General features: G+C 57.5%; 19 protein-coding genes and 2 pseudogenes. 1 reads left to right on the top strand and 20 read right to left on the bottom strand.

Features of this window, described 5'->3' with window-relative positions:
- Window positions 1-111 precede the first annotated feature (111 nt).
- On the bottom strand, window positions 112-1662 hold the full coding sequence (locus tag AC0L7U_RS17190) for a Do family serine endopeptidase (protein ID WP_473692426.1): 1551 nt from the start codon (window positions 1660-1662) through the stop codon (window positions 112-114).
- 130 nt (window positions 1663-1792) lie between these two features.
- Entirely contained in the window at window positions 1793-2554 is a 762-nt protein-coding gene (locus AC0L7U_RS17185; protein WP_473692424.1) for a glutathione S-transferase, read from the bottom strand.
- A gap of 119 nt (window positions 2555-2673) precedes the next feature.
- Between AC0L7U_RS17185 and AC0L7U_RS17180 the strand changes: the two genes are divergently transcribed.
- A complete protein-coding gene (locus tag AC0L7U_RS17180) occupies window positions 2674-3759 on the top strand; it encodes a DUF2336 domain-containing protein (protein WP_473692422.1) in 1086 nt (361 codons plus the stop codon).
- Window positions 3760-3798: 39 nt separating this feature from the next.
- Here the strand turns inward: AC0L7U_RS17180 and AC0L7U_RS17175 are convergent, their stop codons facing one another.
- The 18 genes and pseudogenes from AC0L7U_RS17175 to AC0L7U_RS17090 all read right to left on the bottom strand — a co-directional run bounded on the left by AC0L7U_RS17175 (window position 3799) and on the right by AC0L7U_RS17090 (window position 20199).
- A complete protein-coding gene (locus tag AC0L7U_RS17175) occupies window positions 3799-4284 on the bottom strand; it encodes a cytochrome c-type biogenesis protein (protein ID WP_473692420.1) in 486 nt (161 codons plus the stop codon).
- A 3-nt stretch (window positions 4285-4287) separates the two neighbouring features.
- Window positions 4288-6294: pseudogene (locus tag AC0L7U_RS17170) on the bottom strand (heme lyase CcmF/NrfE family subunit).
- Window positions 6295-6352: 58 nt separating this feature from the next.
- Entirely contained in the window at window positions 6353-6706 is a 354-nt protein-coding gene (gene ccmE, locus AC0L7U_RS17165) for a cytochrome c maturation protein CcmE (protein WP_473692418.1), read from the bottom strand.
- Between the two features lie 79 nt (window positions 6707-6785).
- Entirely contained in the window at window positions 6786-7115 is a 330-nt protein-coding gene (locus tag AC0L7U_RS17160; RefSeq protein ID WP_473692416.1) for a hypothetical protein, read from the bottom strand.
- 46 nt (window positions 7116-7161) lie between these two features.
- On the bottom strand, window positions 7162-8079 hold the full coding sequence (gene ccmI, locus AC0L7U_RS17155; RefSeq protein WP_473692414.1) for a c-type cytochrome biogenesis protein CcmI: 918 nt from the start codon (window positions 8077-8079) through the stop codon (window positions 7162-7164).
- A gap of 176 nt (window positions 8080-8255) precedes the next feature.
- Complete coding sequence (locus tag AC0L7U_RS17150; protein WP_473692413.1) at window positions 8256-9299, bottom strand: hypothetical protein; 1044 nt, start codon at window positions 9297-9299, stop codon at window positions 8256-8258.
- A 989-nt stretch (window positions 9300-10288) separates the two neighbouring features.
- The gene (locus AC0L7U_RS17145) at window positions 10289-10780 is read right to left on the bottom strand and encodes an RT0821/Lpp0805 family surface protein (protein WP_473692411.1); all 492 of its coding nucleotides are present in this window, start codon (window positions 10778-10780) and stop codon (window positions 10289-10291) included.
- 213 nt (window positions 10781-10993) lie between these two features.
- Complete coding sequence (locus AC0L7U_RS17140; RefSeq protein ID WP_473692409.1) at window positions 10994-11776, bottom strand: ATP-binding protein; 783 nt, start codon at window positions 11774-11776, stop codon at window positions 10994-10996.
- Window positions 11773-12423: a hypothetical protein gene (locus tag AC0L7U_RS17135; protein WP_473692407.1), complete on the bottom strand. Its 651-nt coding sequence runs from the start codon at window positions 12421-12423 to the stop codon at window positions 11773-11775. Before AC0L7U_RS17135 ends, AC0L7U_RS17140 begins: the two co-directional genes overlap by 4 nt.
- Window positions 12416-13084, bottom strand: a complete 669-nt coding sequence (locus AC0L7U_RS17130; RefSeq protein ID WP_473692405.1) for a response regulator transcription factor — start codon at window positions 13082-13084, stop codon at window positions 12416-12418. Before AC0L7U_RS17130 ends, AC0L7U_RS17135 begins: the two co-directional genes overlap by 8 nt.
- Window positions 13085-13169: 85 nt before the next feature.
- On the bottom strand, window positions 13170-13439 hold the full coding sequence (locus AC0L7U_RS17125) for a PepSY domain-containing protein (protein ID WP_473692403.1): 270 nt from the start codon (window positions 13437-13439) through the stop codon (window positions 13170-13172).
- A 226-nt stretch (window positions 13440-13665) separates the two neighbouring features.
- Entirely contained in the window at window positions 13666-13854 is a 189-nt protein-coding gene (locus AC0L7U_RS17120; RefSeq protein ID WP_473692401.1) for a hypothetical protein, read from the bottom strand.
- A 51-nt stretch (window positions 13855-13905) separates the two neighbouring features.
- Window positions 13906-14991 (bottom strand): glycoside hydrolase family protein, encoded by a 1086-nt coding sequence (locus AC0L7U_RS17115; RefSeq protein WP_473692399.1) that lies wholly within the window; start codon window positions 14989-14991, stop codon window positions 13906-13908.
- Between the two features lie 66 nt (window positions 14992-15057).
- Window positions 15058-15783, bottom strand: a complete 726-nt coding sequence (locus AC0L7U_RS17110; RefSeq protein WP_473692397.1) for a DUF2793 domain-containing protein — start codon at window positions 15781-15783, stop codon at window positions 15058-15060.
- The gene (locus AC0L7U_RS17105; RefSeq protein ID WP_473692395.1) at window positions 15776-16609 is read right to left on the bottom strand and encodes a GTA baseplate fiber-binding domain-containing protein; all 834 of its coding nucleotides are present in this window, start codon (window positions 16607-16609) and stop codon (window positions 15776-15778) included. The genes AC0L7U_RS17110 and AC0L7U_RS17105 overlap by 8 nt, the downstream gene beginning before the upstream one ends.
- Window positions 16521-17357: a phage tail protein gene (locus AC0L7U_RS17100; RefSeq protein WP_473692393.1), complete on the bottom strand. Its 837-nt coding sequence runs from the start codon at window positions 17355-17357 to the stop codon at window positions 16521-16523. The genes AC0L7U_RS17105 and AC0L7U_RS17100 overlap by 89 nt, the downstream gene beginning before the upstream one ends.
- Window positions 17275-18231, bottom strand: coding sequence for a baseplate megatron protein TIM-barrel domain-containing protein (locus tag AC0L7U_RS17095; protein WP_473692391.1), 957 nt, complete (start codon window positions 18229-18231; stop codon window positions 17275-17277). The genes AC0L7U_RS17100 and AC0L7U_RS17095 overlap by 83 nt, the downstream gene beginning before the upstream one ends.
- 1480 nt (window positions 18232-19711) lie before the next feature.
- A pseudogene (locus AC0L7U_RS17090) lies at window positions 19712-20199 on the bottom strand (C40 family peptidase).
- Window positions 20200-20203 lie beyond the last annotated feature (4 nt).

Here is a 20203-nt window from a genome sequence, read left to right as displayed (position 1 = left end):
GAAACCGCCGCCGGCAGTGTCGACGAACCGGTTGAGGGGGAGCGCAAGACCCGGTTCGTCGAGAAGGCCAAGGGAGGGGTAACCTGGGCCTGAGCTGTCAGTCCTTAGGGTTTAGCCCTTGGACTTGGTTTTGGACTTGGTGATCGGCAGAGCCACAAAATGCGTGACATCATTGCTGTTGATCCGGAAAAGAACAGCGTTACGACCATCCTTCTTTGCTGCGGCAACAGCTTTGGCAACATCCTGAGGTGTGCTGACCTTCTTGCCCGCCACTTCAACGATCATGTCACCACGGCTCAAACCCTTGTCCGCAGCCGGGCCATCCGGATCCACGTCAGAGACCACAACACCGTCACCATCAATTCCGGCCTGCTGAGCCGTCATCAGCGTGATGCCGAGATTGGACAGGGTCGTGTCCGTTGCATTGGGTTGATCCACGGACTTTGCAGCGGAAGCCTTTTCGGTGAGCTTGCCAAGCGTGACTTCGAGATCCTTCTTGGCGCCATCACGCCAGACCGAAATCTTCACCTTGGATTCAGGCGGATAAGCCGCGATCATCTTGGACAGATCGCGCGGCCCTTTCACTTCGTTTCCGTCAACAGAGGTGATCACGTCACCGGCTTTCAAGCCAGCCTTCTCTGCCGGGCTGCCTTCCTGACGATCCGCAACGATAGCTCCTTCAGGCTTGGCGAGACTCAGGCTGTCTGCAATATCCTGCGTGACCTGCTGGATATGAACACCGAGCCAACCGCGCACAACCTTGCCATGATCCTTGAGGTCCATAATGACATCTTTGGCCGTGGAAGCCGGGATGGCAAAGGCAATGCCAACGTTGCCGCCAGAGGGCGAATAGATCGCGGCGTTGATGCCGATAACCTGCCCCTGAGCGTTGAAGGCAGGACCCCCGGAATTACCGCGATTGACCGGCGCATCGATCTGGATGAAGTCATCGTAAGGACCTGCACCGATGTCACGGCCACGGGCCGAGACGATACCGGCTGTCACACTGCCGCCCAGACCGAACGGATTGCCAATGGCAACGACCCACTGGCCGACTTCCGGTGCCTTGGGAGCAAATTCGACGTATTTGAACTTGCGCTTTGCATCAACCTTCAGCAGGGCCAGATCCGTACGTTTGTCGGCTCCCACCAGCTTGGCATCATACTGCGTGCCATCATCCATCACGACAGTGAAGGTCTTGCCGTGGTCAATCACATGCTGGTTGGTGACCAGATAGCCATCATCGGAGATGAAGAAGCCAGAGCCTTCTGCCAGACCATAGTGATGTTCTTTTTTCTGATCGCCACCATCCTTACCGTCGTGCTGCTGTTGCTGCTGGTCGAAGCGGTGGAAGAATTTGTAGAGAGGGTGATCCTTCGGCAGGTTTCCGAAGAAGTCGTCCATGTTGCCGCCGAAAGCGGTCGGGGTGGAATCAATTTCTTCCTTCACCCGGACGCTCACCACAGCGGGCTGCACAGCCTTCACCAGCTTGGTGAAGTTGACAGGCGCCGGAGCATCGACCTTCACAGGATCCGCATGCGCCACATCAATCGGGAAAACAGTCTGGGAAGAAACAGCACCTGCCAGCGCAAGACCCATGACGCCAGCAAGAAGGCGTGTCTTCCGGGTACGAGAAGCTGCGAATTTCGAACTCTGCTGCATCATCATCATCCTCAAGGTTTCAACTTGTCTGTCGCGAAACGCCAACTGAACCGGCTTTCGTCGTTGTCGAGACTGATAATGGGGATTGAAGTCTTACAGCGTCCTGTCGGCGAGGTTACTCTTTTGTAATTTAGGCAAACGGAACCTTTTCACACGTCGGATCAAGCCATCTTGACCGTTGAAAAATTAGAGGTTTTTTCCCTTCCTGCCATTTCTCAAGCTTCGCCATGATGGCCAGAAATGCCGGAGAATTTTCAAAGACAGTCAGCCATTTTTTCAGGTATCCCCAAGACTGATCGTCGAACCAGTCACGATTCACATTCGCAAACTGACGAATGAAAGGCCGAATCGCGAAATCCGCCAAGCTGGGTCGCACTCCGAACAGGCAGCCACCGTTGCTCAAACGCTGATCCAGGTCCGTCAGAAACCTGCCAGCCATCTCCCGCTCGCGCAACGCATCGGCCTCCGGATACCGCGTGTCGTATTTATAGCGATCCAGCGCGGTCTTGAAGGGACCATCGCACTCGCCGATCAGCGCAAGCATCTCGGCACGGGTTGCCGTTTGCGGCCTCAGCCAATTTTCCAGGTCATTGCCCTCAAGCGCCCACAGCATGATCTCGAGACTTTCATCAATCACTGTTCCGTCTTCCAGTCGAAGACAGGGAACAGTGGCGGTTGGCGATGTCTCAAGAAACGCGGATGCCTTGTCCTTGAGGACAATCTCGCGGAGTTCGACACTGCGGCCACTGGCAAGGATCGCCAGACGCGCGCGCATCGCGTAGGGACACCGGCGGAAGGAATACAAGATCGGATAGGTCATGATGACCTGCTCTTGCCTCTCCCGAACACAGGCGTCAAGAGCACCGGAGAGTTTGCCCGAACAAAGCTGCATTCAGCCCCCTTTGAACGCCACCCGCTACCACATGCAAATTTTAGAAGGTTACTTAAAGCAAACTTCATCAACATGAAGTCATACTTCAAGTGAACATGAAAAACTCACGAGCGCGAAAAATGCTGAAGCGTCTGGTTGAAATTGCTAAGGATAAGGATCCAGGAACCCGACGTCAGCTTCTCGACGAGATCTTTTCTATTTTTTCCAATGATGCTAGCAAATATTCCAATGAAGAACGCACGCTGTTCAATGGCATCATGGGACGACTGGTCGATCAGGTGGATGAAAACGCAAGAGCCCAACTCGCGGATGGCCTGAGTGGCCTCGACGAGGTATCACCGGACCTTGCCCGCAAGCTCGCCAATGACACATTGATCGTGGCTAAATACATGCTGCAATATTCCCCCGCCCTGACGCAGGAGGACCTGCTCAAGGTCGCCAAGGTCAAGGGACAGGGCCACCTTCTGGCTATTTCCAAACGCGATCATCTCGAAACACAGGTCACAGATGTTCTAATCGAGCGCGGCGAAGCACCTGTGCGCCGCTGTGTGTCGCATAACCTGGGCGCCCAGCTCTCGAACTGGGGAGCGAGATTTCTGGTCAAGCTCGCCAGCAAGGACGAAGAAATCCAGACGAATATGCTCAACCGGCCTGACCTGACCGATGAGCACCTTGAAACGCTGATTGACCAATTGCCGTCGGAAAAAGCCGCAACGGTCAAATACATACGCAATCGCAACGAAGTTCTGGTCAAAAGCCTGCTGTGTGAGGCGGGCGAAATTGTCGCCCGCAGTCATCTGGATCGCAAGCGACTGCGGATCGAGACGAAAGTCGCCATTCAGGACATTCGCACGGGCAAGCAAAAACTGAATGAAGTGTTTCGCGAATTCAGTCTATCAACCCGAATACTGGATCTGTCCTATCTCTTGGCCGCTTTTGCCGAAATCGACCAAAAATATGTTCTGAATGTCATCATGAACCAGAACATCGACGGTGTCGCACTGCTCTGCAAGTCACTCGATATTGGCGAAATCGAGTTTGGTGCATTCTGTCGCGCAAGGCGGGAACTGCTTCAGGCAAACGCGGCGTCGACCGAGCGCTGGATGACCGAATACGCCCTGTGTCGCAAGGAAGATGCACAGCGCGCACTGCGGTTTGTCAAGGCGCGTATGCGAACCCTTGAAGGGCTGGCCGCAGCCTCCTGAAGTTTGGTCGCCAGACGTGTCGTTCAAAAGGCAGGGCTGTCAGTCTTGCTGCTCCAGCAAACGGCGCAACTGGTCTTCTTCTTCCCGATCTAGCGGAGGGAGGACCGCTGCTTCCGGTGGCCTGCGCCGCGCACGCCAAGTCCGCATGAAGATGTAAAGCCCCCCGAACAACAGCACCAGCGGCGCCGCACTCCACAACGCCAGGGTCCGCCCCTCAAGCCTTGGCTTAAGCAGAATGAATTCACCATAGCGTGCCACGAGATAGTCGATCACCTGCTGATTGGTATCCCCGGACGTCAGCCGTTGGCGCACCAGCACGCGAATATCATGCGCCAGATCCGCATTACTGGCATCAATAGACTCGTTTTGACACACCATGCAGCGCAATTCCGAAGAGATCGTGCGGGCCCGTGCTTCCAGCGCCTTGTCCTGAAGCATTTCGCCCGGCTCAACGGCCCAGACAGCCGAACCACTCGCCACAAGAAGCGCAATCAGAAGGCAGGCCCGGCGTATCCATTGACTCATAGATTACTCCGCCGCCTCGCGCTGATCCACAGTCGGCAGAGGGACTGGTGCATGCTTTGCGGCCGGGCGCGGCGCGCCTACACGCAAGCGTCGATCCGCAAGCGACACCACCCCCCCAACGCCATAATGATGCAGCCAAGCCAGATCAACGTAATCAGCGGTTTGTCGTAAAGACTGAGATCAACACGGCCATCCTCATGGATCTTGCCCAAAGACGCATAGACCTGAGAAAATCCCGAGGTGTTGATTGCGGTTTCCGTCATCCAGGATGACTGACCGGTAAAAAGCCGTTTTGATGGCATCAGGATTGCCACAAGCGCGCCCCCCTTACGCACATCAAGGGTTGCGATACGGGCGCTATAGTCAGCGGTTCTCTTGTCCTTGAGGCCTTTGAAGGTGACTTGATAGCCTCCAAGCGTCACGGTCTGACCGGGAGCGACGGTCAGAATCTGCTCTTGCTGAAAAGATGTGGCGCTGACGATGCCCAACAAGGAAACCCCCAACCCGAAATGCGCCAATGCCGTGCCGAACGTCGACCCGGGAAGTCCGCGCAGCCTCTGGAAAGCGCGTCCAAAACCAACCTCAAGCGGGCGCGTGCGGGCAATCAATTCGGCAAACGCACCACACATCAGCCAGACAGCAAGCCCGATACCAAGCGGCGTCAGGATGCGTGTCGCCCCCCAAAGCCAGAACAGGAAAAGCACCATCAGCAATGCAACAGCAAAGGCAGCGTAAAGCCGCTGACAGGCTGCCAACAGATCACCCCGCTTCCAGGACAGAACGGGACCAAAGGGAACAGCGATCAACAGTGGCACCATGATCGGACCGAACGTCAGATTGAAGAACGGCGCGCCGACGGAAATCTTCTCACCGACCAGCACATCAAGAGCCAGCGGATAGAGGGTTCCCACCAAAACCGCGGTAGCCGCCGCCGTGAGGAACAGATTGTTGAGCACCAGCCCGCCTTCGCGGCTGATTGGGGCAAACAGACCACCTTGTCGCAGCGATGGCGCACGCCAAGGCATAGAGCGACAATGAGCCGCCAATGAAGACAGCCAGAAGTGCAAGAATAAAGACGCCCCGTGTTGGATCGGTGGCGAAGGCATGAACGCTGGTCAGCACACCAGAGCGAACCAGAAACGTGCCGAGCAGCGACAGCGAAAACGTGAAAATCGCCAGCAGCACAGTCCAGACCTTCAAGGCTTCGCGGCGCTCCATGACAAGCGCCGAATGAAGAAGAGCTGTCCCCGCCAACCACGGCATGAAAGACGCATTCTCAACCGGATCCCAAAACCACCAGCCTCCCCAGCCAAGCTCGTAATAGGCCCAGTAAGACCCCATAGCGATGCCGAGCGTCAGAAAGATCCAGGCCAGCAGCGTCCACGGACGAACCCAGCGTGCCCATGCCGCATCAATGCGCCCAAGAAGCAGAGCCGCAACGGCAAAGGAAAACGTCATCGAGAAACCAACATAGCCGATGTAGAGCAGCGGTGGGTGGATCGCCAGCCCCACATCTTGCAAAACCGGGTTGAGGCCATTGCCCTGCATCGGAGGGTTGACCAACCGCAAAAACGGATTGGACGTCATCAGGATGAACAGCACGAACCCGAAAATGATCCATGCCTGCACGCCAAGGGTCACAGAACACAGGTCCCGCGGCAGATTGCGAGCGAAGGCCGCCACCAGCGCGCCGAAGAACACCAGGATCAGTACCCAAAGCAACATGGAGCCTTCATGATTGCTCCAGACTCCGGTAATCTTGTACAGTAAGGGTTTGGTCGAGCTGGAGTTTTCCGCAACGTTCATGACAGAGAAGTCGGACGTCACATAAGCGAAGACAAGACAGGCGAAGGCCAAGGCCACCAGTGCAAACATGGCAAGCGCAACAGGCCGCGCCATAGCCATCAGCCCGGCATCGGAACGCATGCCCCCGATCACTGGAAAAATGGATTGCACCAGACTGAGAACCAGTGTCAGCACCAGAGCATAATGGCCGAGCTCAATGATCATCCGCTAGCTCCCAAGCCTGCCTCAGATGCGGTGTGTCGTGCTGCCGCCACCCCTCGCATCAGCTTTTGCCCTCCCAAACACCATTTTTCTTGAGCGTTTCCTCAACATCCTTCGGAATATAGCGCTCATCGTGTTTGGCCAGTACTGTTTCCGCCTGGAAGCGACCGTCGTGCTGCATCTTGCCTTCCACGACAACCCCATAGCCTGCACGAAACAGATCCGGCAGCAATCCCTTGTAATCAACCCCCAGCGTCGCCGCGCCATCCGTGATGCGAAAGGACACCCTTGCATTTTCACCGTGCACGACACTGCCTTTCTCGACCAGACCGCCCACACGGAAACTCTGACTGGCAGGGTCAGCCATCTGCGCCAATTCGGACGGTGTGCGGTAGAAAACAATGTCATCGCGCAAGGCGTAAAGCGCTATTCCAGGGCAAGCGCCAGAACACCACCAGCCGAGGCAATCAAACTCAGGCGACGTTGTTTTCTCGTCATGGTGCCCCTGCCTCTTCTTTCAGGGACGCCGCACCCTCTGGTGCAGATGCACTGCGCCCACTGCCCGTTTCCAAATGATCTGCTTCCGGTGACTGTGCGGCGACCAGACGCTCAAACGCTGTCAAGGCGTCCGGCGTCTTTTGCAAGATCTGGCGCGCATCCTGCAAAGCGTGATTGGCCCTGTTTGCCTCTCCCAGAACCTTATAGGATTGCACCAATCTTGCCCATTCTGCGGGTGTACCGCCTGACATATGCAAGCGTTGCTCCAAACCGGAGACCATGGCGCGAACAGCGCGGTCACGAGCGCTGCCTGATAGCTTCAACATGGCCTGCACCTGTGCCGCATCGGGATTTGACAAGTGAGACGTATCGTCAGGATGATCGATCGATTGCAAGGACAGCGATGTTGGTGTGGCTGCCGACTTGTTGACAGACTCTTCCAGTGCCAGCAAGTGTCTTGCGGGATAATTCGGCCCAGCGATCGGGCAAATTCGGAAAGGTCAGAACCGCTTTCCACGCCTTGATGGCAAGCTCCGTCTCGCCCGACTTCGTCAAAGCCATCGCCAGATAGATTTTCGGCTCGGGCGCATCCGGCCGCAGGCTGACAGCTTTTTCAAAGGCCTTGCGCGCCATCGATGTGAGGCTGCCATTATGTTGCATCATCAACGCGCGCCCCAGCCCAATCAATCGCTGCGCCGATGGCCCCAGCAACAGATTGGCCTTGTCGTAAGCCATCACGGCATTACGCCCGCGACCAAGTTGCAAGTAAACCGGCGCAATCACGGCCCAGCCACGACCATCATCAGGATGAGTGGCCAATTGTTTTTCGACACGTCTAACCAACTCCGCCACGTTCTGCGTTTGCGGTGCGGCTTCAAGGCGCGCCTGCAGGGGATCATCGGGCACGCCCGGAGCGCCGATGAACCGATAGAGCAACAGACTTCCAAGTGGCAGACCGATCAGAGCAATGGCCGTAACAACGATGCGCAATCGCGCGCCAGATGTCGACGCAATTGCCGCCTCGCCTGTCCCCGCGCGGCGTCCATGTCGACGCTGTGACGCCAGAAGCCGGCGACCAATCTCGATCCGCGCCGCAGCAACGCTTTCTGCGTCAATCAGACCGTTTACTTGCTCACGCTCTATTTCTTGATATTGCTGCTTATAAACATAAGAATCTGGTGATAAATCATGATCTTGTAAATTCTGGCGAGAGACTGCCGAAACCATCGGCCACACGATGCACAGCGCTGCTGCGGCCGTCAGCGTCGCGATCAGGATCCAGAAAATCATGATGCAGAATACATATGATCTTAACGCTAAAAGCAAGCATTTTGGCCCGCTTCACGACAGCCTGACCCGGACTTGATCAACGCAGATGATGCGATTGACCTGAGAAAAATTGATGGTCTGAAAGCCTTGGCCGAGGGATGTCCGGGAAAATCCGGCCGATGGCAAATTGACGCGTATCAGGCAGAGTGCGCGTGCGAGGACGCCGTCGACTTCGGCAGATCGATCAGGTCCATTGCATTGTCGCTTGCACCACTGAGCGCGCTTCGCCGACTGCGCCGCAATTGTTTGGCGTAATCATCGCCGAAGTAGATCTCGGACATCATGATCGCCGCGTCTACCGATGACAAATGTGCGTCTTGCTGCCGCCCGCGCTTTTTCGCCAGATCAGAGATCAACGACCTCGTGACAATTTCCAAGGTCTGCTCGACCGCTTGATGCGTCCGCTTGGCCATATCGTTGACTGCAAAGGTTTGCGAGCCACCGCGCACCATCACCACGACCTGAAGGGCCCGCACGGCCTCATCAATAGCGTGGGAATCGACACTGAATTGTCCATTCGCATCAATAGAGGGCACTTGCAGCGCCTTGCGGACCGCGCCATGAGCGTTGGCGAGTTCCTCGCTGATGATCTTGGAGATATCCTTCTTGGTTTCCGACAGACGCTGGTGCCAGCGTTTTTCCAACGACAGATCCAGATCAAACTCAACACCGCGAACCAGGCCTTGATAATCATGAAGCGCTTTTGAAAACCCAACCGGATCAGGGTTGTGAATACGGTGATGTTCGGCCAAAAGATGCAGTCTCTCTGCTTCACTCAGCACCATGTCGACAAAGGGTGAAAAGGTCGATCCGCCGATAATCCGAGCATCATCACTCGCTGCCAGTCGGGTCGCCAGACTGCACAGGCTTGACGGCTGCAATGCCCGATCAAGCAGCGCCGCGGCCACCAGAGGCGTCGCTCCGGGAAAGGTTGAGGTGCATTTGCGGACGATCCGCAGCAGCTTTTCGTCCTGCTGAAATTGCAGGGCCGCAATGCTCGGTGGAATGGCATGAAGAAAAGGCCTCAGCCAGCCCTGAGATTCGAACACCCGAACCACATCGCGCAATTCCTCAACGCCGCGCGCACCGCCCATAGCAACCCGAGCGCGCTGATCTTCCTTGTGCGAATTCTGCATCAGGTCGAAGCGTTCCTGGATGGCCTCCACAGACCGGCGTCGCAAGCCGTTGATGATGTTGTCGACACGCTCCTCCGCAACATCCTGCAGGTCGTCAGCGTCTTGACGATCATCGACATGTCACGCGCAAGCACATCCTGAGCAAGCCAGCTCCAGATGCGATTGAGCATGGCGCGATGAATGCGGCCCGTCTGTTTCTGCGGCAGATATTCGCCGATGATGAAAGAATCAAGCGGTTCAAAAAAAGGCGCTGGATCTTGTTTTCCCGATGTACGGATAGATCCTGATTTTTGACGACCTCCACCAATTCGGGTGTGCGGACCAGTCCAAGTGCAAGGTTGAGAATGGTTTCCAGATGCGGGTCGCCAGAGCCTTGTGCGCGTGATGTTTCAAGCTTGCGCACGACCATGTCCAAAGCGCGAGGGCTCAACCCCTGCAAGTAATCTTTGACTTTCTTTTGAACCGGGTCAGCTTTTGCCATGAGCGCTCACGAAAGACTTTCAAACACAGGGTTTCCCCTAGCCGATAGGTCATGGTCACGATTCCGTTGGATCGCTCTCAAGGCAGTCGGTCATTGAAAAATATTTCCGGTAGACAAAAAACAGGCCATATAAGCTCGCTTATATGCCTTTGGTCCGTGAATATTTTATCAACGCCACCGCCTCGGTCCTCATGACTCGAGCTTCAAGTGATATCCCTTATTTTTTAAGCAATCGTTGCGTTTTCAATCACATTTGACAGGCCATCGCCCCGTACGCCGACGCACTCCGAATAGAAATGACGTTCAGGCAAACATAAAATAGAAAACCGAGATTCTGGCGGGCCAGCATCTCGGTCTTTGGTCATCATCAATCGCAGCAGTTGCCTTTGGGTGAGGCCCCATACATGCGTTTCAAATGGTCGGAGCAGATTTTCCTGCCTGTTAGGCGCGGATGCACAGAAAACACCCGATTTTCAAGACATCTCAACGACACAGAAAGAGCAGTTTGATCTATCTTTCCTGTATGTCATAAAGCGCAGTTATGGTTCCGCCCCTAGTTCAAGGTCTTCCAGCTTCCACCACCCTGTTCGCAGGCAATTCCGCGCTCATTGCTGGTTTTGTCACCCACGTTGATCTGATGGGTAAATTCACGACAGGTTGTATCGTTCACCTGATACAGCGGGCCAGGGCGAACTTCGCCATCGTTGCCGGTGCGTTTGTTGCTCCAGTGAACGGAAACACCGGCCTGATTGAGCCGCAGGGCATTGTGCTGAGCCTTGACGGCCTCCATGCGATCTTCCTGTGTCAGATCACGCCCCGCATCACTCTTGGCAAGATAGGCGAGCGCACTTTCATGCTCGGAGCCAATGGTCTTGAGCTGCTTCTGACTGACATCATGATGCCAGAAGCCAGACTTCATGCCATGGGATAGCCCCATGCAACCGGACAACAACGGGACACCAATCAGGATAATCAGGGCGATGGTGCGAAGAAGAGGCAGTGACAGCATATCTGCCGAATCCCGGACGTTATTGTTCAATGTCATTCCGTTTCCTGTCGACATAGCGAAGGGTCCATCACTCAAGATATCTGTGACCCTTGTTCACCCGGCAACCGCCTGGCAGGATACATTCATCTTTTCATTATCAGGTGTGTGGAAGGGAGCCAATCTTGCGTCCGGACGAAACATCTAATGTCCGGCAAAAGTAAACTCCACCCCACTCAAAAATTCAAACCATGGTCCGGCACGAAGCTCTGATCACTCGACCAAAGGCAAAAACAAAGAAGCTTTCAGGCCTCCGGCCTCGGCCCTGCCCAACTCAAGCTGCCCACCATACAATTCCGCCAATTCCGCGACAATCGAGAGTCCAAGTCCCGTTCCCGGCACTGTCTCATCAAGGCGCTTGCCGCGCTTCATGGCTTCTTTTTGTTGAAGATCGCTTAACCCAGACCCATCGTCTTGTATGGTTAACTCAAACAGAGCCTTTCCGTTCCGATCAAAAAGTTTTTTTCGTGTCGAGACTGTGACCGAGGATTGTGCCCACTTGCAGGCGTTATCAAGAAGATTACCAACCATCTCTTCCAGATCATGCTGTTCGCCGCGAAATCGCAGATCCTCCGGCCAGCTTCCGGTCGCCACCACAGAGCGTTCGCGATAGATCTTGTTCATGGCGCGCACCAATCGCGTCACCACTGGCTCGACCTCCGTGCTGACACCAATGACACGCCGCTGAGCCGCCATTTGCGCCCGCTCCAGATGATGCTGAATCTGGGTGCGCATGACCTGAACCTGATCGTCCACCTTGCGCGCAAACGGCCCCTCCTCTGCACGCGCGTCATTAGCGATAACACTCAGCGGCGTCTTGAGGGCGTGGGCAAGATTGCCCGTATGCTTGCGTGACCGCTCGACAATCTCACGGTTGGAATGAATAAGGCCATTCAACTCAATGGCCAGCGGCGACAATTCGACAGGAAGATCCATGTCGATATAACTCGCCTCGCCGCTGCGCACTGCCGAGAGAGAGGCTTGCAACTTCTTCAAGGGGCGCAGTCCAAGGCGAACCTGGAAAAGACCGCACCAACCAGGCCTGCGCCAATCACCATCAATGTGAAGATCACCTGTTTGGCAAAGGCATAAACGTCCGCGCGGAAATCCTTGGTCTCCGCTGCAACCGTGATGATGTAGCCGGCACCCTTGTAGCGGATACGACGCTGCATGACACGCAACTCCTCCCCCGCCGGACCGCGCTCGAAACTGGCATGAATGATCGAATTTCCCATCGGCTGAACTTTCAGATCATCCCCCACCAAGGACGGCGAGGATGACAGGATCGAACTGCTCTTGGAGGCTGTGATCGTCCAGTACCATCCGGACAAAGGCAGCGAGAAGCGCGGTTGCGCCAATGCCTTGGGGGCCTGAAGCAGATCTTCCAGTCCATCGGATTTTTTGGGATCCGGGTCAGTCGGATCAGGAATAATCTGGCCAACGATCGCCCGGATATAGACATCCAGTTGCGCATCAAAGGCCCGCTCACCAGCCGTTCGGTAAAAGGCCACCAGAACAGTGCCGCCAATCGCCAGCCCCAGAACAGACCAGATCGCCGCGACCACAACCAACCGCAGCGACAATGACATCTTGCGTTTGGGCGCGGAGGTGTCTTCACCGACCTCGCTTAAACTTTCAAGCATCCGCAGGCTCCCCGAGCCGGTAGCCAAGCCCCCGGACGGTCTCGATCATATCCGAGCCGATCTTTTTGCGCAGACGGCCAACGAACACCTCGACAGTGTTGGAATCGCGATCGAAATCCTGCTCGTAGAGATGCTCTGTCAGCTCAGTGCGCGAAATCACCTTGCCCTGATGATGCATCAGGTAAGACAGGAGCCGGTACTCATGCGACGTCAGCTTGATGGGACTGCCATCCAGCGTCACCCGCCCGGCCCGCAGATCAAGCCGTAAGGATCCAAAGGTGAGGTCATTGGAGGCATGACCCGCAGCGCGACGCACAAGCGCCCGCACGCGTGCCAGAATTTCTTCCATGTGAAAGGGCTTGGCGACATAATCATCTGCGCCTGCATCAATGCCCGCGACCTTGTCCGACCAGCGATCACGCGCCGTGAGAATCAGAACCGGAGTCGTTCGTTCATCGCGACGCCATTGTTCCAGAACCGAGAGGCCGTCGAGCTTGGGCAGTCCCAGATCCAGAACAATGGCGTCGTAAGGCTCCGTATCGCCGAGAAAATGCCCCTCCTCGCCGTCGAAGGCAGTATCGACCGCGTATCCAGCTTCGCCGAGAGCATCGACCAACTGACGGTTCAGATCCTTGTCATCCTCGACAATGAGCACGCGCATTCTGGTGTCCTTCTTCAAAGTTTCAAGATTTTGCTGTTCAGGCTTTTGGCTGAAAGCAATCGCCGTCCGCCGGACTGCGCTCTGCCTACCGGCTGGCGCTGACCGACATCATCTTCACCTGACCATTTTGCAAGATGGTGAGCTGATAGACATATTGCCCGCCCTCCTCACACAAGGCCGCCTTGACGATCTGGCCATGCACGCGCGACTTCAAAGCCCCCAATGGCTGGGCCTTCCCGCTCGAAACCGCCGCCCGCGCTTCGGCCTGAGACAGGCACTTTGCCTGAACCGACAAGCTTGTCAGCGGCAGCAACAGCAGAGAACCGGCGACAATCAGACGTTTGAGAGAAGGCATTCCGAGATCCATTCGATCTTTGATTGAGGGCACCACCCCTTTAAAAGTCGCTTGAGGGACAAGATCAACCTTCCGGGACAGTCTTAAGGAGCCTGTGTAACCCCTTGCGCCTGAATACGACATGAACGATCACCTGATTTTCGATGTCTCGCAAGACCGGACGTGCAGGAAAAAAGGGCAGCATATCGACTGCCCTCTTCAATTGCACGTGGAGAGGCCTGACGGTTCAGGCTGGTTTACGCCAGCCCGCCGGTGTCGTCGTGACATGCCGCAAGAGGATATTGGTAATGCCAAGAGTGAGTGCCACGTAAGCGCCGATCCCATCCGGCAGCATCTTGGTCCAATCATAAGTGCCAGCGTAACGCAGGATCTCGGCCAGCAACGCCAGAGACCCGATCCCTCCGTTAAAAATCAAGGTTTTCCATCCCGTCAAGAGCAACTTTCCGAACATCGCGAACGTCCTTTTTCAGATTTGGCAGACAGATCGAGCCGGGTGTGGAGCGCCACGCCGCATCCGGCGTGTCCTGGGACAAGCCGGCAGCCCGGGAGGCACATGCAGACTGTCCAAAGACACATCAACGAAAGAGGCGTCTAAGGCGCAAGACGATCGCACCGCGGTAACGCCAGACAAGTCCGCCCATAACGGCGATGACGCCGAGCGCCAGGGCCACCCCCCGGCAATGGCCAGAACGGACCCAAACCCAGCGCCGAAATATCGTGTGACCCCGGCAAAGACCGGTGCACCAACTGCCGTCCCAACGGCCGTGATCCGGTGCAGCCATGACCGGTCAGATACGCGCGTCAACGTGGCAAGCGTTGCCGGACCGAGACGCCCATCGACCAGTAACGGCGGATGATCGCGCTGAAACGCTTTCACTGCGCGCGCCGTCAAGGCACCTGCAATTCCGTCACAGGGGCCAGGCCCATAGCCAAGACGGGCCAACAAGCCCTGCGCCTTGCGCAGAACCTCGTTCGAGAACTCGGAAATATCTGCTGTTCCATAGGTGCCGTGAAGCAGCAGGGCGGCTTCGTCGCGACGCCGTTGCACCAGCCCGGCCAAACGACGACCTGCCGCCGTCACCCCTGTGACCTCCAGCAAAGAGGCTGCGGTTCTGATCTCACCACAACGCAATGCAGCCGCCCAGCGCCACGACAACGCCCGCGGCCCAAGGTTGTAGACAACATCCGTGGCCGCATCGAATTGGGTCTGCGACAAATCGGGCAGACTGCGCGTAACGCTTGCGCCATATTCCTGATCAAGCAATGTGCGCAAGACTTGGTCTGCCTCTTGGCGAGAAATGACATTACCGATGGCAAGCGACTTCTCGCCATGACGCGAACGCCACCAGGCCGCAAAAATACGCGACCCCATTGTGAACCCATAGCCGATGGTCAGAACGCCGGCGGCATCGCGATAGGCCCGTGACACAAAGCCTTCGTGGCGGGCGGTAAAGGCCACTCCCTTTTCGCTGACGGTGTGAGCGCCCATGGCCTTTCCGCGCAAAGACACCACAGGGCACACAAGCGGATCAACAGCAAGAGATGACGACATTCGTTCCTCCTTGACCAAATTCTCAATCCACACTGCCAAACGGTAAGACAGCTTCACCGCTCCCCCTCAACGCTGGGGAACCACCGGCAACAGGCAATGTGCTGCCACCCGCACGACACCGCCTGAGAACGCCTCGCCATTGGCACTCAAGCGTAGCGCCGTATCGCTGTAGACGGCTGTAGGCCCGATGACACCAGCGTTGGTAGACCCGGCATAAATGCCCAGTGATCCGCCGAATTTGGAACGTTCGCCCGCCAACCCACAGTCGTAGGACGCCGCACCGCTGATGGTTGTGACAGTCCGGCAGGAGACACCGAAGATAATCGCCCGGTTCGGAATCAAAGGTGATGTGTCGACCGTATCGCCACTCAGGTCCGACAGGGTTTCTTCCAGCACCAGAAGCCGTGTTTCCGCCCCACTGACCGAGCGCGCCAACAGTCGGTTCGGTCCAAGCAGCGAGCCATAGTCCTGCCAGCCCGAAGAGGTGAAGACGATCAGCGTCGCCTCGTCCTCGATATAGGCGCGCAGGCCCTGAAAGGCCTCATGAAAGATCCAGCTCCCATCGCGCCAGACGGCCAGATCGCCTGCCCGGTTTATCCAGCCGCCATCCGCCCCTTGCGCGATCAGATAGGTGTCGCCCTCTGAGCCCGATGGCGGCGTTGCAAGGGATCTGCTCACCAGACACAGATCGGACAAGGCATCCAGACTCAGCAACGCTTCGTTATGGGTGACATGCTTCTGCGCCTGAGCGGCAGACAGAAGCGGCAGTTTGAACCGCAGGGTCTCAGACACGACACGTTTCCTTTCCCGGAAAACCTCGACCAGCGGTGGCCGAAAGCTGATAGACGACGAAGGTCAGCGCCTTGACGGGGGCGCTGTGATCGGTGATTTCATCTGCGCTGGAATAAAGAGCCTGCGCTGTGGCGGCCGAAAGCACCCGCAAGACCACGCCTTCAGCCGACAGAACCTCGACTTCATAAGCCTCGGTATCCTCGCCAAGCGGCACTTCGACCTGATCCCAACTGTCGCCGCCACGGCGGGTCTGTCGGATCCAGCTCAAACGTACCCCCTCCGCCTCGCGGCGCGCTTTCAAATGCACCGGCGCGGCGGGCAAGGCGCCGCGACCGCTTGCCTTGTGCGTGAACGCAAAAGCCTCGTCCGCATCAATTTCGAAACCCGCCGGAACCAGCCGGTACGACAGACTGGTCATCGCCAGATCATCGCTCAACGGGACGCGTGGCGTTGCGCCTTGCGTCAGCAGAACGACATCCGCTCCCGCATCCGCCCCTTGTTGCGTTTCAGGACCAGTCCCCTTTTGTCCACGCAAGAGCATCGACAGGCGGTAGCGGCGCGTTCCAACAAGCGTGGCCTGCTGAAATTGCAAGATTTCAAAGCTACCCTTGCGCGTGCGCACAGCCAGTGCATTCTCACCTGCAAACAGTGTTTCCAAATCTCTGGATTGCAGCCCCCCACCGAACAACTCGACATCAACAACGGACCTACGGTCGAAATAGTCGCAAGGCCCCGGCTCAAGTGCGGAAACCAGACGACCGACGATGCCGGGCGCTTCCAGACTGGTAAGCGCCTTGAACCCGGTTCCAGAAACCGACGACAGCAAGGTCAGGCTTCCTTAGCCACGGGCTCGCAAACCCCGCCAGATAGACTGCACGATCCGGATCACTACTCGTCAGCGGCGGCAGATCCATCAGAAACCCATAAGGCGCACCGATCTCCGTGGACCGATAAGCATGAGAGATGAGGCCAGCGTTGCGATAGCTTGGTCGATGTGTCTCGACGATACGCACGGCTTCAATCCGCCGCAGATCTTCCTCTTCGATGGATTGCACACGCAGTCTCAACGGCGGATCGAAGGTCTGGCCGGGCAGATCGGCCAGAAGAAGCACGTCGCCCGGTTCGACGTCCCGGCGCGCGGGCGACAGGCTGAACTGCACGGTCTCCCGCTCTGCCCACCGTTGCGCCAGCACCCCATCAGCGGTCTGCTGAAGGCGGTCTGGCGTCATGGCAACAGCCAGATCAATGGTCTCAACGGTGCGACTGCCCCCCTCAAGCCGACGGCTGGCCGCAAGACGTGTGCGGTAATCCGTCATGTCATCCGCTGCGCTCAGGCGTATCTCGCTGGGTAAGGCGCTGGTTTCAGACCGCACCCGAGACACAAGCGCATCGCTATCTGGCGGGACAGCCAAATCGTGCAGCGCCAATGGCTCTGATTGGAATGAGTCCGGGAGCTTGCGGGCCTGCTCGATCCGAATGAAACTGCCGCAATCACTGACTGTACCGCCAAAGACCGGCAACATCTTCTCCAGCGCCTGACGCAGGCTGATTGGCCCCGCCAGCGCCAGTACCATTGACCACACCCTCCAGATCCGCCACGTCCACATCACCCACCGCAATGCCGTGATCGTTCAGCAGGGCCGTAATCAACCCTGACAGAGACACTGCGCCAAGACGTCCGGTGAGCCAGTGTCCCACCTGCCAGTTCGGCCCATCCGACCAGATGTCCTGATACAGCGGAAAAGCCGGATAGGGCCGCGCATCCCAGGCCCAAAGATGACAATTGGCCGGATCGACCATCCACCCACCATAAACTTCAGAAACAGGATTATCACCCTGCGGCCACACAGGGTGGCCCGTGTCCCAATAGGACAGATGCGCCTCAAGCCCACGCCGCTGGATCAGGTCGTCCCGCGTGCCAAGCGAAAAGTAAGGCGTATCGCTTTCCGCGGACTTCGGATCAACGAAGGCATTCGGTTTGTTCGCCCCCTTGTCGATAGCCGGAATGCCCAGTTCGGTGAACCAGATCGGCTTCGAGGCTGGGGACCAGAGCGAGGCCTGTTCTGTTTCCACACCGGCGATCCGCTCGTGGTGTGCCGACTGCCACCAGCCTTTCAGGTCTTTGGCGCGGTAGACAAAGGCTTTACCATATGCGCCATCGGAAATCGGCAGGCGGTCTTGTGAGCGCCGCCCGTCGTCTGAGGCATAGTACCAATCATAATATTCCCCTGACGCGACGCCCTCGCGCAAGGTTGCCAGATCATAGGTCGGGGTCAGACGGTCATCAGTCAACGGCAGATAATTGTCGATGCCGATGAAACCGGTGTTCGCATCCCCCCACAAGGGATCAAGCGGAAAGCGCAGATCCCCTTCCGGCGTCTGGTAAGCGCCATATTCCGACCAGTCCGCTGCGTAGGACAGGTTGGCATCCGGCAAAAGTTTGCGCACTTCGGACAGCAGGTCGATGAACCCGGCAACAAAGGGCGCAGCCCCTCACCATCCAGCGCCTGCGTCAGGCCGCGCATTTCAGAGCCGATCAGAAAGGCATCAACGCCACCCGCCGCCCGACCAAGCGCTGCCATATGCAAAATGAAACGTCGATATGACCAGACAGCTGGCCCCGTGTAGGCAACGCTCGATACGGAGGGAAACTGACTTGCCTGCGCCGTGCCAAAAAACACGGCCTGTGCGGCGGCCGGATCACCCGTAGGCATAAGCCGCCCGCGCCAGGGATAAGCTGGCTGATGCGCAGCGCCATCGGGAGAAGGCAGTGCGTTGTCTGCCGGAATATCCATCATCACAAACGGATAAAGCAGCACTCTGAGGCCTCGTGCCTTGAGATCTGAGATCGCCTGCAACACACTTTGGTCTGACGGCGTTCCTCCCAGCGCAGGCTGGCCGTTCAACGATGACACCACTTGTGCCTGAGCACGCGACAGCCCTGCCACCGACCAGGTGCCACCACTGGTCGTTTTGACGGGCACTTCCACCCTTGGCGCAAACCGACAGTTTTCCGCCCGCAGATCGTCGCCGAACCACGTTACCACCAGCGAGACGCTTTCCAGGTTCGGACATACGGCCTGCAACTCATCCAACGACGCCTGCCAGTCAGACACGGCTGTCGAGACATGACGATTGAGAGTTTCAGATGCGCCCGGCGACAGCACCTGCTTGACCTGCCCCGGTGCATACACAAACTCACCCGCGCCGGGAATGATGGTAATTGCCCGCACCTGCCGCTCCAGCGTGTCGACCGAGCGCAGAACCTCGAAACTCAATTGCGGCAAACGATTGCCATAGGCCTCGAGAGCAAGACGCTCGAAGACCACATAGGCCGTGCCGCGATAAGCCGGTGTGGTGCCCTGGTGACCAGCAATCAGTGGATCTGCGAGTTGTTCTGCGTCGCCGCGATAAATCCGCATCGGCAGACTGGCCGTATCCACTTCCTTGCCATCGGCCCAAATGCGGCCAATGTGATCAATCGACCCCTCACACAGGGCGACGGCGAAATTGGCGTAGTAGGAATAGGAGCGCACGGTGGTCTGGCTGCTTGAGCCGCCTTTGCCACCCGCCTTCTCCTCGCTCACCACTTCCTCAAAGCGGGTGGCCCAGATCACCTGACCGGACAGCCGCATCCGGCCGTAGACCCGTGGCACTGCATTGCCTTCGTTGGAGGCCTGCACGCTGAGGTCCGACAAGCGGCCCTGGTCCACTGTCTTCGAGCTGCCGAAGAAAGCCTGATCAAGACTGTTGCCGATGACCGCGCCGGTGGCCTTGCCGAGCAGCGCCCCGACTGCGCCAAAGCCCAGCACTCCGCCGAGCGACGCGCCAGCGGCCTGCCCCACTGCTGCCAAGACAAGCGTTGCCATATCCGCATCTCCATGTGTGCTACCAAGAAATCAGGCCACCGCTCCAGGCGCGTGAGCTGTCACGTTGCCTTGCCCGGCATCGGGTTCCACTCAGGATTTCCTTTGGAAGTGTCGCTGTGACTGGACCTGACCAGAGGAAACGCGAAGACGTGAGCGATCCGACGTCGCCAGGCATGGGCACCAGAGGACTGCGCACGACGCCCACCCGCTCATAGGCATGAATAATGGCATCGGTCTCGGCCAGAATGGCCAGATGACGGCAGGGAACTCCGTCCCGCCAGCGAAACAGCAGCACATCTCCGGGGTGAACCGCTGCAAGCGTTTGCGGCCGCAACCAGCGCTGCCCGGCTTCAACCAGTGTTTCCGATCCGGCCGCCGACCAGTCGGCGCTATACGGTGGAACGGTCTGCGGCTCATCGCCGTAGAGCACCCGCCAGATGCCCCTGAGCAGACCGAGGCAATCACAGCCAAGGCCCTGCTCGCTCGCCTGGTGCCGGTAAGGCGTGCCGATCCAAGCGGTCGCTGTCGCAAGCACGCGCTGTCGCATTGCC

This window comes from Roseibium sp. 10G30-5 (assembly GCF_055809635.1).
This window is presented reverse-complemented; position numbering and strand designations above follow the sequence as displayed.

Bases quoted from the DNA above. Each gene is read 5' to 3' on its own strand.
- AC0L7U_RS17115 (WP_473692399.1), bottom strand. From the start codon at position 14,991: ATGTCGTCATCTCTTGCTGTTGATCCGCTTGTGTGCCCTGTGGTGTCT.
- ccmI (WP_473692414.1), bottom strand. From the start codon at position 8,079: ATGATTTTCTGGATCCTGATCGCGACGCTGACGGCCGCAGCAGCGCTG.
- AC0L7U_RS17160 (WP_473692416.1), bottom strand. From the start codon at position 7,115: ATGTTGAAGCTATCAGGCAGCGCTCGTGACCGCGCTGTTCGCGCCATG.
- AC0L7U_RS17185 (WP_473692424.1), bottom strand. From the start codon at position 2,554: ATGCAGCTTTGTTCGGGCAAACTCTCCGGTGCTCTTGACGCCTGTGTT.
- AC0L7U_RS17190 (WP_473692426.1), bottom strand. From the start codon at position 1,662: ATGCAGCAGAGTTCGAAATTCGCAGCTTCTCGTACCCGGAAGACACGC.
- AC0L7U_RS17100 (WP_473692393.1), bottom strand. From the start codon at position 17,357: ATGGTACTGGCGCTGGCGGGGCCAATCAGCCTGCGTCAGGCGCTGGAG.
- AC0L7U_RS17175 (WP_473692420.1), bottom strand. From the start codon at position 4,284: ATGAGTCAATGGATACGCCGGGCCTGCCTTCTGATTGCGCTTCTTGTG.
- AC0L7U_RS17180 (WP_473692422.1), top strand. From the start codon at position 2,674: ATGCTGAAGCGTCTGGTTGAAATTGCTAAGGATAAGGATCCAGGAACC.
- AC0L7U_RS17125 (WP_473692403.1), bottom strand. From the start codon at position 13,439: ATGCCTTCTCTCAAACGTCTGATTGTCGCCGGTTCTCTGCTGTTGCTG.
- AC0L7U_RS17145 (WP_473692411.1), bottom strand. From the start codon at position 10,780: ATGACATTGAACAATAACGTCCGGGATTCGGCAGATATGCTGTCACTG.
- AC0L7U_RS17130 (WP_473692405.1), bottom strand. From the start codon at position 13,084: ATGCGCGTGCTCATTGTCGAGGATGACAAGGATCTGAACCGTCAGTTG.
- AC0L7U_RS17135 (WP_473692407.1), bottom strand. From the start codon at position 12,423: ATGCTTGAAAGTTTAAGCGAGGTCGGTGAAGACACCTCCGCGCCCAAA.